15 protein-coding genes are annotated in these 15,231 nt (G+C 52.8%); 4 read left to right on the forward strand and 11 right to left on the reverse strand.

Features of this window, described 5'->3' with window-relative positions; all coding sequences use genetic code 11:
* Window positions 1-24: 24 nt before the first annotated feature.
* Window positions 25-939, reverse strand: coding sequence for a LysR family transcriptional regulator (locus IE092_RS02590; protein ID WP_189355430.1), 915 nt, complete (start codon window positions 937-939; stop codon window positions 25-27).
* Window positions 940-1,041: 102 nt separating this feature from the next.
* Here IE092_RS02590 and IE092_RS02595 point away from each other — a divergent pair, with 102 nt between their 5' ends.
* Complete coding sequence (locus tag IE092_RS02595; RefSeq protein ID WP_189355431.1) at window positions 1,042-2,061, forward strand: YeiH family protein; 1,020 nt, start codon at window positions 1,042-1,044, stop codon at window positions 2,059-2,061.
* A gap of 30 nt (window positions 2,062-2,091) precedes the next feature.
* On the opposite strand, the gene IE092_RS02600 is transcribed toward IE092_RS02595, so the two are convergent.
* A complete protein-coding gene (locus tag IE092_RS02600) occupies window positions 2,092-2,847 on the reverse strand; it encodes a PilZ domain-containing protein (RefSeq protein WP_189355432.1) in 756 nt (251 codons plus the stop codon).
* Between the two features lie 363 nt (window positions 2,848-3,210).
* Here IE092_RS02600 and IE092_RS02605 point away from each other — a divergent pair, with 363 nt between their 5' ends.
* Window positions 3,211-3,537, forward strand: coding sequence for an Hpt domain-containing protein (locus IE092_RS02605; RefSeq protein WP_189355433.1), 327 nt, complete (start codon window positions 3,211-3,213; stop codon window positions 3,535-3,537).
* A 19-nt stretch (window positions 3,538-3,556) separates the two neighbouring features.
* Here IE092_RS02605 and phoR read toward each other — a convergent pair whose 3' ends face one another.
* The 7 genes from phoR to pstS form a co-directional block, all read right to left on the reverse strand.
* Window positions 3,557-4,855: a phosphate regulon sensor histidine kinase PhoR gene (gene phoR, locus IE092_RS02610; protein ID WP_189355434.1), complete on the reverse strand. Its 1,299-nt coding sequence runs from the start codon at window positions 4,853-4,855 to the stop codon at window positions 3,557-3,559.
* Between the two features lie 101 nt (window positions 4,856-4,956).
* Window positions 4,957-5,643: a phosphate regulon transcriptional regulator PhoB gene (phoB, locus tag IE092_RS02615; RefSeq protein WP_189355435.1), complete on the reverse strand. Its 687-nt coding sequence runs from the start codon at window positions 5,641-5,643 to the stop codon at window positions 4,957-4,959.
* 17 nt (window positions 5,644-5,660) lie between these two features.
* Window positions 5,661-6,368 (reverse strand): phosphate signaling complex protein PhoU, encoded by a 708-nt coding sequence (gene phoU / locus IE092_RS02620; RefSeq protein WP_189355436.1) that lies wholly within the window; start codon window positions 6,366-6,368, stop codon window positions 5,661-5,663.
* A 26-nt stretch (window positions 6,369-6,394) separates the two neighbouring features.
* A complete protein-coding gene (gene pstB, locus IE092_RS02625; protein WP_189355437.1) occupies window positions 6,395-7,171 on the reverse strand; it encodes a phosphate ABC transporter ATP-binding protein PstB in 777 nt (258 codons plus the stop codon).
* Window positions 7,172-7,183: 12 nt separating this feature from the next.
* The gene (pstA, locus tag IE092_RS02630; RefSeq protein ID WP_189355438.1) at window positions 7,184-8,053 is read right to left on the reverse strand and encodes a phosphate ABC transporter permease PstA; all 870 of its coding nucleotides are present in this window, start codon (window positions 8,051-8,053) and stop codon (window positions 7,184-7,186) included.
* Window positions 8,053-8,997: a phosphate ABC transporter permease subunit PstC gene (pstC, locus tag IE092_RS02635; protein WP_229793027.1), complete on the reverse strand. Its 945-nt coding sequence runs from the start codon at window positions 8,995-8,997 to the stop codon at window positions 8,053-8,055. Before pstC ends, pstA begins: the two co-directional genes overlap by 1 nt.
* Before the next feature lie 185 nt (window positions 8,998-9,182).
* Window positions 9,183-10,226: a phosphate ABC transporter substrate-binding protein PstS gene (gene pstS / locus IE092_RS02640; protein ID WP_189355440.1), complete on the reverse strand. Its 1,044-nt coding sequence runs from the start codon at window positions 10,224-10,226 to the stop codon at window positions 9,183-9,185.
* 317 nt (window positions 10,227-10,543) lie between these two features.
* On the opposite strand from pstS, the gene ppk1 reads away from it, so the two are divergent.
* Window positions 10,544-12,646, forward strand: coding sequence for a polyphosphate kinase 1 (gene ppk1 / locus IE092_RS02645; RefSeq protein WP_229793028.1), 2,103 nt, complete (start codon window positions 10,544-10,546; stop codon window positions 12,644-12,646).
* Window positions 12,646-13,128, forward strand: a complete 483-nt coding sequence (locus IE092_RS02650) for a SixA phosphatase family protein (protein ID WP_189355442.1) — start codon at window positions 12,646-12,648, stop codon at window positions 13,126-13,128. The genes ppk1 and IE092_RS02650 overlap by 1 nt, the downstream gene beginning before the upstream one ends.
* A gap of 432 nt (window positions 13,129-13,560) precedes the next feature.
* Here IE092_RS02650 and IE092_RS02655 read toward each other — a convergent pair whose 3' ends face one another.
* Window positions 13,561-14,418, reverse strand: a complete 858-nt coding sequence (locus tag IE092_RS02655; RefSeq protein ID WP_229793029.1) for a UDP-2,3-diacylglucosamine diphosphatase — start codon at window positions 14,416-14,418, stop codon at window positions 13,561-13,563.
* A 6-nt stretch (window positions 14,419-14,424) separates the two neighbouring features.
* Window positions 14,425-15,186, reverse strand: coding sequence for a GNAT family N-acetyltransferase (locus tag IE092_RS02660; RefSeq protein ID WP_189355444.1), 762 nt, complete (start codon window positions 15,184-15,186; stop codon window positions 14,425-14,427).
* Window positions 15,187-15,231 lie beyond the last annotated feature (45 nt).

Raw genomic sequence — 15,231 nt, forward strand, 5'->3', positions numbered from 1 at the left:
ACGAATGCGGGTTTCTGCATAGTCTCAGGTGTTGCTGGCGGGTGGTTGCCACTGGCGCAGGTACTGAAATAAGGCGGTGGCGGCTTTGGTGCGGCTTTTTTGCGGGTGCCAGATGAGGTAAAGCTGCCGGTAAAGTATGCCGGTTGGCAGCTGCAATTCAGCCAGCGTGCCATTGTTCAGCATATCCGTGACAGCGATACGCGACAGGTAAGCGATACCCAGTCCGGCGGCAACGGCTTGCTTAATGGCTTCGGACTGCCCCAGTTCTGCCATGCGTGGCTGATCGCCGAGCAAGGGGCGGATTTGCTGTTCCCAGACTTCGCGGGTACCGGAGCCCGGTTCGCGCAGCAGCCATTGCGCCTGCTTCAGCGCTGCCAGCCGCTGACCGGGGCTCATGGCCAGCAGCGCATCTTCTTTGGCACAGACCAGCACCAGTTCTTCCCGCAGCCACGGCTCGCAAGCGAGTTCGGCTTGGTGACATTCCCCTTCGATCAGCCCGACGTCGGCGCGCAAGCCATGCACCAGCGCAATCACATCGGCAGTATTGCGAATCAGTAATTCAGGCAAGCCGGTTGTCAGTGCGGACGGCAGTTCGCGTCTGGCCTGCGCCAGCAGCGGCGGGCAATAGTAATTGCCGATGGTGGTGCTGGCGGCGAAGCGCACGCGTTGCCAGTTATTGCCTGCGCTGAAATCCTGTTGCAGGGTTTGCGCCTGATCGAGCAAGGGTTGCGCCTGCGCCTTCAAGGCCTCGCCTTCCGCATTCAGCGCAAGGCGTTTGCCGATACGCTCAAACACGCGGGTATCGAGCTGGTTTTCCAGTTCATGCAAACCCGCGCTGACCGCGGATTGCGACAATCCCAGCTGTTCCCCCGCTGCCGCCGTGCTGCCGTAGTCAGCAATCGCAATGAAAATCTCTAACTGTCTGAGCGTGATGCGCATAGGCTTAACCAGTTTTTTAGTTTGATTTGACTAGTTTAATCCGTTTTACAGCTTAATTGCGCAGGTTTAGGATGAAGGCATTGTTCTGACTGAGGTTTCATCATGTTGTCGCGCATCTCCCCTGCCCGCATTCAGCCATTTTTGTCCGGTAGCGCACTGGCCTTGCTGGTGGCCTTACTGTCTTTGTGGCTGGTCAGTGCGTGGATACCGGCCAGCGCGGGAATCACGCCGCTGCATCTGAGCCTGATTGCCGGTTGCGTGCTTGCGCACAGTCTGCCGGCCAGCTGGCAATCACATTGTGCTGCGGGGCTGGGCTGGTCGCGCCAGACGCTGCTGCGGCTTGGGATTGCGCTGTATGGCTTGCAGGTCAGCTGGTCGGATCTGGCGGCACTCGGCCCTGCCACACTGCGCGATACGATACTGGTGGTGTTTTCAACAATCGGCCTCGCGGCATGGGCCGGCCCGCGCTTGCTGGGGCTGAACCGTCGTGAATCCTTACTGATCGGGGTTGGCAACGGCATTTGCGGTGCGGCGGCGATTATGGCGGCATCGGACACCCTGCGCGCGCGGCAACAGGAAACACAGGCCGCAGTGGCAGGCGTGATGATCTTCGGGACGCTGAGTATGTTGCTGTATCCGTATCTGGCCAGCCTGCTGCATTTATCCCTGCACGGCACGGCAAGGGCGCTGGGCGGCACAATACAGGAGGTGGCGCAGGTGCTGGTGGCGGCGCGTCAGTTTGATGCAGACGCCCTGCCCGCCGCAATCGGCAGCAAAATGTTCCGCGTCATTCTGCTGACACCGGTGATCTTACTGCTGAACCGCAGCACGCCTGTCAGCGATGCAGACGGTGCGCGGACACAAAGCCGTCCGGCAGCCGTACCGTGGTTTATTCTGGCATTCATTGCTGTAATTACGATTCACCCGTTTTTGCAGCTGAGCGCCGGTACGCATACCGCGCTGATTAAAGCCGATCAGTTGATGCTGACCATGGCGATGTTTGCACTGGGCATGCAAATGCAGATTCCGGCGCTGATCAGAGGCAGCCGCCGTACACTGGGTCTGGGTGCGATTTTATGGGTCTGGCTGACCATCTGCGCCGCGCTGATTGCGGGCATCTGATTTCAGCAAATGCTGCGCTGAGCGTAGCGTTCAGCGCAGATGCGGCTTGTGGGCGCTTTCTGCCATTACCAGTTTACGCAAGCGGTTTGCCTGCGCTTCCGGCAGATCGACAATTTCAAAGCCCAGCTCCAGATTCTGACCGCGATGCACCTTGTTACGCAGGCGCGCACTGACCTGAAAACTCTGACCGTCTTTAATCATCAGGTCTGCCACACAGTGCTGGTCCATCATTTCAAAAAAATGCGACTCTTCCCGGACGCCAGCAACTAACCGGAAACCGCGCTCGCTGAAATCGCGTAACTGACAACGGAATTCACGCAGCTGCTGATCCAGTATCCTGACTGTGGAACGACTGTCCGTGACGTAAATACGCAAATAACGCCGGAATTCAGACATCAGCAACTTGTCCGGCAGCTGAAAATGCCAGTGCAGTGCCGCATCGTTTTGCTCACTTTGCAGCAGCGTGGTTTGCGCCAGATAATTTTTGATGCCGTCCGAAAACGCCATGTTCAACGCCTGACCATCAGCTGCCGGCATACCGGGTGCCTGACTGGCGGCAACCAGCACCGCGGATTCTGATGCATGCATTTGTATAAAATTACCGTGAAGTACGGTGATATTTTCATCCATCAGCAATCGCACGCCTGCACGTCTTTCACACAATGCACTGAAAATATCCCGCAGCGTTTCCTCCCCTGCAATGACAGGATCTGCGTCACGCGCAGTATTCGCCGTCAAATCTTGTCCCGTACCTTTACCGGCATCCGGACTCTCCAAGGTCAGCACGGAATATATCCGTTTCCACCAGCCTGCCATTACCCTGCAACCTTTTTCTTCATTTTGTTTCCACTTCGCGTTTAGCGAAGCACCATGGTCCTGCTGTACTTTTATCAAAGCAGCGACACCATATCCTGTTCGCCTGTGCTCCGCAATCTTATGCACAGTTTTTCAATCATCTGTCGCAATTTACGTAGTAATTTACGCATACTCCGGTGTCCCGCCGACGGCCGGGAATGCTTCATGCAGTCCTTTCGTATCAGGATGGCCGATAATTTCAGTTGCGTTGTTAATTTCTGTTAATGTGATATTAAAGAGATAAAATGCAGTCAGCCTTGCAAAGCGTCGCGCAGACGCATTAGGAGAGAATAAATGACTTCTGTCTTCGATTACACGCTCGCATTACAACACGCAGATCAGGAAATTGTACAAATTATGCGTGCGCCGTTTCTGGCGGCCTTACCCCAGTATATGCAGGAAATTGAATCAGCATTAGCAGAGCTGCGCCATGATGATTTACGCAGACATGCCCACACGCTGAAGGGTCTGGCAGGGAATTTTTCAGCTGAGCCTGTGGTTTTACTATGTCTTCAGCTTGAGGTGCTGGGGCAACAAAAACGCGCCGAACTGGGAATTGCGTCCATGCCTTTGCTGCGAAAAGAAGTAAGCGCGCTGGAGGCAGCCCTCAGCGCGACCTGACTACTGCCGTTGCGGCGCATTATCCCTGCGTGTGCGCCGCAGACAGCGGGAATTGCACGCTGAACTGACTGCCCACATCTGGTGTGGAATCAATCATCAGTTGCGCATGGTGACGCAGCAAAACATGCTTCACAATCGCCAGACCCAGACCGGTTCCCTGCGTTTCACGCGAACGGCTCTTATCAACACGATAAAAACGTTCGGTTAAGCGGGAAATATGTTCCGGACTGATACCGATACCATCATCTTCCACCGAGAAGCGCGGGCCTTTATCTGTTTGCTCCCAGCGCAACTGTATGGTGCCACCCTCCGGTGTGTAACGAATCGCATTCGTCACCAGATTGGTCAGTGCACTGCGGATTTCATCGGTACTGCCTTTCAGATCCGGACCATCGGTATGCAGGGTAATCACGTGACGGCCATTAGACAAAGCATTCGCTTCCTGCAGAATCTGCTCCAGCAAAGCACGCATATTAATCACTTCCATGCGAACCAGATGATCCATTGATTCCAGACGGGTCAGCGTCAGCATATCTTCCACCAGACGCTGCATACGGTTACCCTGCTCAGTCATTAAACGGATATGCGCAGCGCGGGTTTCTTTATCCATTTCCACGCCGGATGCGGCGATTTCCAGAAAGCCGTTAATCACGGTCAGCGGCGTGCGCAATTCGTGCGAAGCATTCGCAATAAAATCTCGGCGCAGCATGTCGATACGTTCAGATTCAGTCACATCATGCGTAACCAGAATCTGACGGCGGTTTTCAAACGGAATGATATGCACGATCAGTTTGTGATCGCGGAAAGATAAGGTCAGTGGCGTGTCGTAACGTCCCAGAATAATGTAATCCATGAATTCCGGACTGCGCACCAGATTGGTCACACGCATGCCTTTATCATGATGCAGGCTGAGGCCCAGATGCCGTTCTGCCGCCGGATTACACCATTCCAGAAACAGCACGTCATCCATAATCACCACACCGTCCGGCAGCAGGGTCATAGCCTGACGGAAACGCGCCAGCCACTCCGCCAGTTCGGCCTGATTTTTTTCATCGCCGCGACGCAGTTTGTACAGACGCGAAAACACTTCCATCCATGCACCGCTGCCGTCCGGCAAACGGGAACTGCTGGGATGATCCAGCCACACCGCCAGTCGCTGCAGATAATACAGCTGATGCAAAAACAAGCCGAGCACGCCTGCAAAGCCGAGCAACAATCCCGTGGTAACGCCCCAGAAGTAGCATGCCAGCCAGGTACCGGCAATAATCAGCAGAATACGAACAGAATTAGAAATCCAGAAAATGGTGCTTGGAGACATGGGCACAGGGAGGAAGAGATTGCAAACCGGCGAGCCGGTAAACATTCAGGGCAGAAAACTTCTGCCCTGATATTCAGAAACAACCGGCAAGCAGCGCCGGTTTAAGGCTTTTCAGACAACATATAACCAACACTGCGTACAGTGCGGATTAGGTTCTCTGCATTTTTTAACACTTTGCGCAAACGCAGTACGTGTACGTCCACGGTACGCTCTTCGATCACCACATGGTCGCCCCAGACTTTATCCAGCAGTTGGCTGCGGGAAAACACACGTTCCGGATGCGCCATGAAAAACTTCAGCAGTTTGTATTCCGCATGACCAATTTCCACTTTCTGATCATGAATACGGACGGTACAACTAACCGGATCCAGAATCACCGGTCCTGCTGTCAGTGCCGTCTGTGAATGCTCAGGCGCTTTACGGCGCAGCAAGGCTTTCACGCGGGCGGTCAGTTCACGCGGCGAAAACGGTTTGGTGACATAGTCATCCGCACCATGATCCAGACCGGCGATTTTGTCTTCTTCCATGCTTTTTGCTGTCAGCATGATGACCGGAATTTCATTGAACTGACGGTCCGAGCGGATTTTTGACAGCAAACGCAGTCCGCTCTGATCCGGCAGCATCCAGTCCAGCAGAATCAGCTGCGGTGTGCGGCGCTGGATAAATTCCCAGGCTTCACCTGTGCTGCCAACAGCCACCGTATTCCATCCGGCAGCCTTCAGGGTAAAACTGACCAGCTCAACAATCGCTGGTTCATCTTCAACTATTAAAATCGTGGTATCGGCCATATCAGAGTCGTTCCATCTTATTGTTGTTCCTGGCGGGCAGCCACGTAATCCGAGTGGCGAATGTCCTTACCTTCAACAATATAAATGGTGTGTTCCGCAATATTTTTCGCATGATCGCCGATGCGCTCTATCGCTTTTGCCACCCACAGGGTGTTCAGCGAAGAAGAGATCGTCGACGGGTCTTCCATCATATACGTGATGAGATTCCGCATAATCGAGCGAAAATCGTTGTCAATAATAGCATCTTGTGCAATTAACTTAACAGCCTTTTCCTGATCCAGACGGGCAAATGCATCCAGCGAATCATGCAGCATGTCAGCCACACTGCTGGCCAGCACGCGCACAGTTTCATATTCACTGAAAATCGGCAGGCTGCGACGGCCTTGTGCGGATTCTTTTGCGATGCGTGCAATCTTGGTGGATTCATCACCGATGCGTTCCAGATCGGTAATCACCTTGCCGGTTGCCATCACGGTACGCAGATCATTGGCAGCTGGCTGACGTTTAACGATCAGGTGGCTGCACATGTCATCCAGCGCTACTTCCAGACGGTTAACTTCCAGATCAGACTGAATGACCGCCTCAGCCTGTTCCGCATTACCGCTGCGGAAACATGCCATTGCGTCATGGAAATGGCTTTCTACCAGGCCGCCCATCAGCAGAACCTTGGAGCGAATCGCCTCCAGATCCATGTCGTATTGTTTTGAAGAATGTTCTCCAGTCACAGCTTTCTCCTCTTTTTATCCGGGAATCAGCCGAAACGGCCGGTAATGTAATCCTGTGTTTCTTTTTTCACAGGGTTCATAAAGATCTGATCGGTTTCACCAAACTCAACCAGTTCGCCCAGATACATATACGCAGTGTAATCAGAGCAACGCGCCGCTTGCTGCATGTTATGCGTGACGATCGCGATCGTGTACTCTTCTTTTAATTCATTGATCAGCTCTTCGATTTTCACGGTGGAAATCGGATCCAGCGCAGACGTTGGTTCATCCAGCAACAGTACATCCGGCTTCACGGCAACACCACGGGCGATACACAAACGCTGCTGCTGACCACCGGACAGGCTCAGACCACTCTTATTCAGTTTGTCTTTCACTTCGGTCCAGATCGCTGCTTTTTTCAGCGCCCATTCAACACGCTCATCCATTTCACCTTTGGACAGGTTTTCGTACAGACGCACGCCGAATGCGATGTTGTCGTATACCGACATCGGGAACGGTGTCGGCTTCTGGAACACCATACCGACTTTTGCGCGCAGCAAGTTAATATCCTGATCACCATCCAGAATATTTTTGCCGTTATAAATGATTTTGCCTTCAGCACGCTGACCCGGATACAGATCGTACATACGGTTTAAAGTACGCAGCAGCGTGGATTTACCGCAACCGGACGGGCCGATAAATGCAGTGACTTTTTTATCAAAAATATTCAGATTAATATCGCGCAGACTGCGGGTTGCACCGTAAAAAAAGTTCAGTCCGTTAATTTCAATCGCTTTTTTCAGATCGTTCGCTTGAGTAGTCATATCGGTGCTCAATTAATGCTGTGTTTTTTGGTTAAACAGGGTGCGGGACAGGATATTTAATCCGAGTACGCTGAAGGTAATCAGCAATGCACCACCCCAGGCGAGTTCACGCCAGTTGTCATACGGGCTCATTGCGAACTGATAAATCACAACCGGCAGATTGGCCATTGGTTTATTCATGTTGGCGCTGAAGAACTGGTTGTTCAGTGCGGTGAACAGCAGCGGTGCTGTTTCGCCGGAAATACGCGCAACCGCCAGCAGAATACCTGTCACCACACCGGCTTTCACTGCACGCAGACGCACCATCAGGGCAACTTTCCAGCGCGGTGCACCGAGTGCAAATGCTGCTTCACGTAAGCTGGCAGGTACCAGACCAAGCATATTATCGGTGGTACGCACAACAACCGGAATCGCAATCAGAGAGATCGCAATACTGCCTGCCCAGCCGGAAAAATGCTTCACGTTGGCAACATAGACCGCATATACAAACAGACCAATCACAATCGATGGTGCGGACAGCATGATGTCGGTCACAAAGCGTGTCAGACCGCCGAACCAGCTTTTATCACCGTATTCCGCCAGATAAATACCGGCCAGAATGCCGATTGGTGTCGAGATCAGCGTGGCGCTGCCGACCATCATCAGCGAGCCGACAATCGCATTCGCCAGACCGCCGCCATCGCTGCCCGGTGCCGGTGTCGATTCGGTGAACATGGTCCAGTGAATCGCGCTGACGCCTTTGCCGATCAGGATAAACAAGATCCACAGCAAGGCACCGATACCGAAAGCCATTGCTAACGAAGAGAAAAAGATACCGATTTTGTGACGCAGCAAACGGCTGCGGTAAACCGGATTATTGGCAGTTAATGTGATGTTTTCCATTATTTTGCTCCCTCACTCTTACTCAGACCCAGCAGCAACAATTTGGCTGCGGACAGGACGATGAAGGTGATCACAAACAGAATCAGGCCCAGTTCAAACAGGGAGGCGACATGCAGTGGCGATTCCGCTTCAGCAAATTCATTCGCCAGTGTCGATGCAATACTGTTACCGGCGGCAAACAAAGACCAGGACAGCTTGTGTGCGTTACCAATCACAAATGTCACCGCCATGGTTTCACCGAGTGCACGGCCCAGACCCAGCATCACGCCGCCAACCACACCAATTTTGGTGTACGGCAATACAATCTTGCGCACCACTTCCCATTTGGTGCAGCCCAGACCGTATGCAGATTCTTTCAGAACCGGCGGCACCACTTCAAACACATCGCGCATCACAGAAGAAATGAACGGGATAATCATGACCGCGAGAATGATGCCCGCAGTCAGAATACCCAGACCAATCATCGGACCGGAAAACAGTACGCCGATGACTGGCAGCTTACCGAGCGTCTTCGCGAGAAACGGTTGTGCGTATTCAGAAAACAGCGGTGCAAATACAAACAAACCCCACATACCGTAAATGATACTTGGCACACCGGCCAGCAGCTCAATCGCGGTTCCCAGCGGGCGTTTCAGCCAGGCCGGGCAAATTTCAGTGAGGAATAATGCAATACCGAAGCTGACCGGAAATGCGATCAGCAGAGCGATCAGCGAGGTTGCCAGCGTGCCGACAATCGCGATCATGCCACCGAACTGATCATTCACAGGATCCCATTCGATGGTCGTAATAAAAGCGAATCCGTATTCTTTCAGCGCAGGCATTGCGCGCAGGAACAGAGAAACAATAATACCGAGCAAAACGACCAGCACCAGTGCTGCGAAGCTCAGGGTAATTTTATGAAACAGAAAGTCTTGCCAGCGCTGGCGACGCATAATCTGATGCATACGCTCATCGCTGATTGCCGCATTGACCGGCACTTGCACAGACTCGTTCGGGTGTATAACCGAAGGTGAACTCATGTTGACCTGAGAAGTTGATGTGGACATAAGCTATTTAGCTGACTGACAGCGCCGGCAGAACCGGCATCTGCCAGAAAAAACGGGGAAGACTGGCTTCCCCGTCACTGAAATTACCAGAGCGCCTTACCGGAAGCGTCTTTGATTTTTGCTTTCCAGCTGTCTTCAATCAGTTTGACAACCGGTGCTGGCATAGGAACGTATTCCAGTTCTGTTGCCATCTGACCACCGTTTTTGAGTGCCCAGTTAAAGAACTTCAGCACTTCTTTACCTTTTTCTGCTTCAGCCTGAGATTTGTGCATCAGGATGAAAGAAGCACCGGTAACTGGCCATGTTGCTTTGCCTGGCTGGTTAGTCAGCACCAGATACATGCCCGGTGCTTTTGCCCAGTCAGCATTCGCTGCAGCGGCTTTGAAGTTTTCGTCATCAGGAGAAACAAACTGACCGTCCAGATTTTTCATCTGTGCGAAAGTCATCTTGTTGCGTTTTACGTAAGCGTATTCCACGTAACCGATGGAGTTTTTAATACGTTGAACGTTCGCTGCCACGCCTTCGTTACCTTTACCGCCCAGACCAACCGGCCATTTCACGGCAGTCGCTGCACCAACGGAGGATTTGAATTCTGCGCTGACTTTGCTCAGGTAATCGGTCCACAGGAAAGTGGTACCGGAACCGTCAGAGCGGTGTACAACGGTGATGTCTTCCGCAGGCAGTTTAACGCCAGGGTTGATAGAAGCGATTTCAGCTGCATTCCATTTGGTGATTTTGCCGCCGAAAATACCTGCCAGCACTTCACCTGTCATTTTCAGCTGACCAGGTGCAATACCGTCAACATTCAGTACCGGAACAACACCGCCAATCACTGCCGGAAATTGTGTCAGACCTTCCGCTTCCAGCTCTTCCGCTTTCAGAGGCATGTCAGATGCACCAAAATCAACCGTTTTTGCTTTGATTTGTTTGATACCACCACCGGAACCGATGGACTGATAGTTCAGACCATTACCAGTCGTTTTTTTGTATGCTTCCGCCCATTTAGCGTAGATCGGGTACGGGAAAGTTGCGCCAGCACCGGTGATATCCGCCGCTTGTGCAACAGAGTAAGTAGCAGCTACACCAACTGCAGCGATCAGGGATTTGACGACACGATTCATTTGCATGTTCACCTCAGGGTTAAATAACAAGTGTTGTTAATGCGAGGCGAACTTTAATGACGAAATATGACCGGATTATGACAAGATGAAATCCGTATGAAATATTTCACCAGCGTGAAATATTTTCTGTCATAAAATTGTCATACAGGCCATTTAGAATATGGCAAACAGCAATGAAAAAGCCTATGACTCAAAGACTTACACCAGAATCAGCCTCCCCTGTAACAAATGCGGCGACTGATCAGCCAGCCGGAACATCTGCACCGGCTCCGGAGGCTTCTGTGACAGACGATACGGAAACCAGCATCCCCGCAGCGGGTAACATTCGCGTCCGCCGTGGCGCCGGCACCGAAGGAAGCCGCAATCTGATTTTTCTGGATCGTGAAATTTCACAGATCGCATTTAACTGGCGGGTACTGGCGCAAGCAGAAGACAAACAGGTACCACTGCTGGAACGCTTAAAGTACTTATGTATCGTCGGCAGTAATCTGGATGAGTTTTTTGAAGTCCGCATCGCCAGCCTGCTGGCCCAGAATACCGTTGATGGCGAATTGTCTCAGGATCCGGCATTCCGGCAGCAGTTACGGAAAATTTCTGAAAACTGCCATCAGCTGGCGCAACGCCAGTACGAATTACTGAACACAGAAATTCTTCCGCTGCTGGCAAAAAAAGGCGTCCGAATCCTGCGCCACAATGACCGCAACGAAGCGCAGCGTGCATGGGTGAAAGCCTACTTCGAACGCGAAGTCAAACCGCTGCTGACCCCGATTGGTCTTGATCCTGCCCATCCGTTCCCGCAAGTCGTCAATAAAAGTCTTAACTTCATCGTTTCACTGGCTGGCAAAGATGCCTTTGGTCGCGGTACTGCGATTGCCATTGTGAAAGCACCCCGTGTATTACCGCGCATCATTAAGCTGCCGGAAGAAATTTCCGGTAACTGCATGGCATTCTGCCTGCTGTCTTCCGTAATTCATTCCCATATCGAAGATTTGTTTAATGGTCGCGAAGTCATTAATTACTCACAATTCCGCGTTACCCGCGACAGTGATTTATGGGTTGATGAAGAAGAAGTAAAAAATCTGCGTCAGGCCTTGCAGGGCGAATTGCAAACCCGCCAGTTCGGCGAAGCCGTGCGTCTGGAAGTCGCTAAAAACTGTCCGAAAGAATTGTCGGACTTCCTGCTGGCGCAATTCAATCTGCCGCAAGACCGTCTGTATGCCGTTGATGGCCCGGTGAATATGGTACGTCTGGGCGAATTGCTGGATTATGTGCGCCAGCCTAGCCTGCGCTTCCCGCCGTTTGCAGCGCGCTTTGTGACAAAAGCAAATGGTCTGGATATGTTCAGCAATCTGCGTAAGCATGACATTCTGCTGCACCACCCGTTCCAGGCCTTCCAGACCGTGATTGATTTCATCCGCTCGGCCTCGCTGGACCCGAATGTGGTCGCGATCAAACAAACGGTGTACCGCACCGGTATGAATTCCGACCTGATGGAATCGCTGATTACGGCAGCCCGCCTTGGTAAGGAAGTCACGGTCGTTGTCGAGTTAAAAGCCCGTTTCGATGAAGAAGCGAATATCAACTGGGCAGACCGCTTACAGCAAGCCGGTGCGCAAGTGGTGTACGGCGTTGTCGGTTTGAAAACCCATGCCAAGATGGCGCTGGTGATCCGCCGCGAAGAAGGCGGCGTACTGCGCCACTACGCCCACTTAGGTACGGGCAATTACCACCCCTCCACCACACGTTTCTATACCGACTTTGGTTTGCTGACCGCACATCACGGTATTGCCACCGAAGTCAATGAAGTATTTATCCACCTGACCGGCCTGAATAAACCGAAAAAGCTGGAGCATCTGTGGCTGGCACCATTTGGTCTGCAACCGCAAATCATTAAAGCGATCCGCAATGAAGCGCGCATCGCCCGCGAAGGCCGCCCTGCCCGCATCATTGCCAAAATGAATGCGCTGCTGGATGAATCCGTGATCCGCGCTTTGTACGCCGCGTCTGCCGATGGCGTAAAAATTGACCTGATCGTGCGTGGCGCCTGTGCTTTGCGTCCGGGCGTACCGGGCTTATCGGAAAATATCCGCGTGCGCTCCATCATCGGCCGCTTCCTGGAACACAGCCGGATTTATTACTTCCGCAATGATCTGGCACATGATGTCTATCTGGGCAGCGCCGACTGGATGAACCGTAATCTGTTCCGCCGTATCGAAGTCGCTTTCCCGGTACTGGACAAAGCGCTCAAAAAGCGTGTGATCAGCGAAGGTTTAGACCCTTACCTGAAAGACAATACCAACGCCTGGGTGCTGGACAGCGAGGGCAATTACGAACGTCGCAAACCGCGTGGCAAGCAAGCTGCTTTCTGCGCCCAGAATTATCTGATGCAGCAATTAGGTTCTCTCTCTCATACGGACGATGACTAATGGACTTAATCCTCTGGAGACATGCAGAAGCAGAGTTCGCCACGGGCGACATGCAGGACAGTGACCGCAAGCTGACTGCAAAAGGCTTAAAACAAGCCGCGAAAATGGCATTCTGGCTGGACAGCGTACTGCCGGACACTTGCCGGATTCTGGTCAGCCCCGCGGTGCGTACCCGCAGCACCGCGGATGCCCTGCTGGAATATGGCCGCAAGTACAAAGTGATGCCTGAACTGGGTGTGGATGCCACGGTGCGGGAAGCCCTGCTGGCCGCCAACTGGCCCTACAGCCGCGAACCGGTGATGATCGTCGGTCATCAGCCCTATCTGGGCGAAATCGTCGGCGAATTGCTCGGACATCCGCTGCATGACTATTCAGTCCGTAAAGCGAATGTCTGGTGGATTTCGCAGAAACAGAAAGAAACCACGGACGCAGAAACGTATCTGAAAGCCATCATGGCGCCGGATCTGGTTCTGAAATCCTGATCACGCTGAAGCACCGGTACGCAATGTGCCGGTGCGCTGTTCCACCCATATTCCCCCAGAAAGCCAGTGCCGGTATCGTACAGTGAGACCGGCAGCTTCTGCTCATCAAGAAGTCAGAATTGCGCTTGGCAAATGATGCAGGCGCGGCTTACACCGCGATCATTGCTGGGGAAACCACCCGTAACTGATCCGCAATTGCCGCAGAGTCCGTGGCAAAGTGCTGACAATGGCAAAAAATGGCTGAAAATGCCAAAAATGCGGATTCTGGCATAGCGATCCGGCGGTCGTCGGCAGAAAGTCCGGGACTCACAAAAATGCAAATGACGATATTTGCACAATACTTACTGAGCCCCCCCCCGTTAGCCGGAGCTTTACTAAAGTCGAAAAGATCAGCGCCGGATGCAGTGCAGCAGACCGCTGCACTGCACCACATCAGGCAATAATGCCTTCACTGACAGGCGCTGCTGCACCGTTTTCCGGATCTTTCGATGCATGCTGATACACCACATCGTGCCAGGTCACGATACTCAGCTGCCCTGCCGCATCTTCCACCAGTGCCGACAAGCTTTCTACCCAGTCACCGTCGTTGCAATACAGAATGCCGTTGATATCGCGGATTTCAGGCTTATGAATATGACCACAAATTACACCATGCAAACCTTTACGGCGCGCTTCTTCGGCTAAAGCATCTTCAAAACGGGTAATGTAGCTGACCGCATTTTTGACTTTCAGCTTCAGATATTGTGACAGTGACCAGTAAGGCAGTCCGGCGCGGGCGCGCCAGATGTTGTAGATCTGATTGAATTTCAGAATCATGGTGTACAGGCTGTCCCCCAGATAGGCCAGCCATTTGGCGCAGGCAATCACGCCGTCGAAACGGTCGCCGTGCAACACCAGCAATCGGCGGCCATCGGCGGTGGTGTGTACCAGTTCATCACGAATCTGGATACCGCCAAAGTTCAGATCAATAAACTGGCGCACCGATTCATCATGGTTGCCGGGAACGAAAATCACATTCGTCCCCTTCTTCGCCTTTTTCAGCACCGTCTGAATGATGTTGTTGTGAGTCTGATCCCAGTACCAGCGGCGTTTCAGCTGCCAGCCATCGATGATGTCGCCGACCAGATACAGGGTTTCGGATTCAGTGGCCTTTAAAAATTCCAGCAAACGGGCCGCCTGACAACCGGTGGTACCGAGATGCAGGTCAGAAATCCAGATGGTGCGGAACTTCTGCACATCTTTCTTACTGACCTTATGCAGTTTTTTCCCGAGGAAGCGGTCGGCCTGCATCAGCATTTACTCACCGGTACCGTAATGACGGGCATAACGGGCATCCAGATTCGCCAGCGGCAGCATCACAAACAGATCAGCGCTGTGGAAATCAGGATCCCAGGCCGGTTCACCGCAAATCCACGCGCCGGCACGCAGATAGCCTTTCAGCAGCGGCGGAATACGGGCATCACTGGCCTGCGCTTCAATGCCATCCAGCGGGAAAGGCAGCAAAGGACTGACGCGGTATTCCAGCGGGCACATTTCTTTTTCTGTCAGACTGCGATAAATCGCTGCCGCATTCACACCGCCATCGGTCAGACTGATGCTGGCGCAACCAATCAGGTGCGAGCAGCGTTCACGGCGCATGTAAGCCGCAATACCGGCCCACAGCATCATAATCACCGCACCGCTGCGGTAGTCCGGATGGATACAGGCGCGGCCTGCTTCTGCAATGCCGGAACGCAGATTCGCCAGACGAGTTAAATCGAATTCTGTTTCGGAATAATAACGACCAATCGTGCGTGCCGCATTCGGGCCGAGGATACGGTAGGTGCCGACGACTTTCAGGGTTTTGCTGTCGCGCACCAGTAAGTGATCGCAATGTTCATCGAACTCATCCTGATCCAGACCTTCCGCATTTGCCAGCGCAGACAAGCCCATACTTTCGATAAATACTTTGTAACGCAGGCGCTGCACTTCCCGGATTTCTTCCGGTGTGGTTGCCAGACTGAGACTCAGTTTGGAAAAACTCGGATTTGCATCGGCCGGGATCGTAAGTAATCGCATGAATTGTCCTTTTGCTCATAAATGTGCTTGACTGACAGGCACAGA

It is taken from the genome of Cognatundibacterium squillarum (assembly GCF_014652435.1).
GTDB lineage: Bacteria > Pseudomonadota > Gammaproteobacteria > Burkholderiales > Burkholderiaceae_D > Undibacterium > Undibacterium squillarum.

What these genes read in the sequence shown, in the direction of transcription:
- IE092_RS02605 (WP_189355433.1), top strand. Translation starts at nt 3,211, where the DNA reads ATGACTTCTGTCTTCGATTACACGCTCGCATTACAACACGCAGATCAG.
- phoB (WP_189355435.1), bottom strand. Translation starts at nt 5,643, where the DNA reads ATGGCCGATACCACGATTTTAATAGTTGAAGATGAACCAGCGATTGTT.
- pstA (WP_189355438.1), bottom strand. Translation starts at nt 8,053, where the DNA reads ATGGAAAACATCACATTAACTGCCAATAATCCGGTTTACCGCAGCCGT.
- phoR (WP_189355434.1), bottom strand. Translation starts at nt 4,855, where the DNA reads ATGTCTCCAAGCACCATTTTCTGGATTTCTAATTCTGTTCGTATTCTG.
- IE092_RS02590 (WP_189355430.1), bottom strand. Translation starts at nt 939, where the DNA reads ATGCGCATCACGCTCAGACAGTTAGAGATTTTCATTGCGATTGCTGAC.
- pstC (WP_229793027.1), bottom strand. Translation starts at nt 8,997, where the DNA reads ATGCATCAGATTATGCGTCGCCAGCGCTGGCAAGACTTTCTGTTTCAT.
- IE092_RS02650 (WP_189355442.1), top strand. Translation starts at nt 12,646, where the DNA reads ATGGACTTAATCCTCTGGAGACATGCAGAAGCAGAGTTCGCCACGGGC.
- IE092_RS02660 (WP_189355444.1), bottom strand. Translation starts at nt 15,186, where the DNA reads ATGCGATTACTTACGATCCCGGCCGATGCAAATCCGAGTTTTTCCAAA.
- IE092_RS02655 (WP_229793029.1), bottom strand. Translation starts at nt 14,418, where the DNA reads ATGCAGGCCGACCGCTTCCTCGGGAAAAAACTGCATAAGGTCAGTAAG.
- IE092_RS02595 (WP_189355431.1), top strand. Translation starts at nt 1,042, where the DNA reads ATGTTGTCGCGCATCTCCCCTGCCCGCATTCAGCCATTTTTGTCCGGT.
- pstB (WP_189355437.1), bottom strand. Translation starts at nt 7,171, where the DNA reads ATGACTACTCAAGCGAACGATCTGAAAAAAGCGATTGAAATTAACGGA.
- pstS (WP_189355440.1), bottom strand. Translation starts at nt 10,226, where the DNA reads ATGCAAATGAATCGTGTCGTCAAATCCCTGATCGCTGCAGTTGGTGTA.